The 648-nt window shown below is 62.0% G+C and carries 1 protein-coding gene; it reads left to right on the forward strand.

The window, feature by feature from the left end:
- Positions 1-546 (forward strand): diaminopimelate epimerase (gene dapF, locus KDM41_18370; protein MCB1185390.1); only part of this gene is annotated, 546 nt, incomplete at its 5' end.
- Between the last annotated feature and the right edge of the window lie 102 nt (positions 547-648).

Genomic DNA, 648 nt, shown 5'->3' on the forward strand with positions numbered 1-648 from the left:
GCCGGCAAATCCATGCGCTTCCAGACCATTGCCGGTGTCATCGAGGCCCATATCACCGGACCTCGGTCCGTGAAAGTCCGCCTGACCGAACCGTTCGACTATCGGGCGGTCAATGTTCCCACGACGCAGGGCGAACTGAGCGGCCATTTTCTGAACACGGGGGTGCCTCATGTGATCGTCCCGGTGGACGACGCGGAGGCGTTCGATGTGAAGACCGTCGGCCGGGAAATCCGCCGCTCGCCGGTGGTGGCGCCCGCCGGGGCCAATGCCAATTTCGTGCAGGTTACCGGGCCGAATTCCCTGCGCATTCGCACCTACGAGCGCGGCGTGGAGGACGAGACCCTGGCCTGCGGCACCGGGTGCGTGGCGGCGGCGGCGACCATGGTTTATGCGGGCAAGGTCGCCGGGCCGGTGACCCTCAAGGTGCAGTCGGGCGAAGAATTGACCGTCACCGTTTCGGAAGATGACCCACGCACCGGCGAGGTTTGGCTTGAAGGGCCGACGCACTGGGTTTACGATGGAAAACTGACGTCGGACGTGTTGTAGGAGTCCACCGATGCCCATGTACGAATACAAGTGCGGGAAATGCGGGAAAATCTCGAGCTTTATGGAAAAGATGTACCAGCGTGAGCCGTTGTTTTTCGGCAA

It is taken from the genome of bacterium (assembly GCA_020440705.1).
Taxonomy (GTDB): Bacteria; Krumholzibacteriota; Krumholzibacteriia; order LZORAL124-64-63; family LZORAL124-64-63; genus JAGRNP01.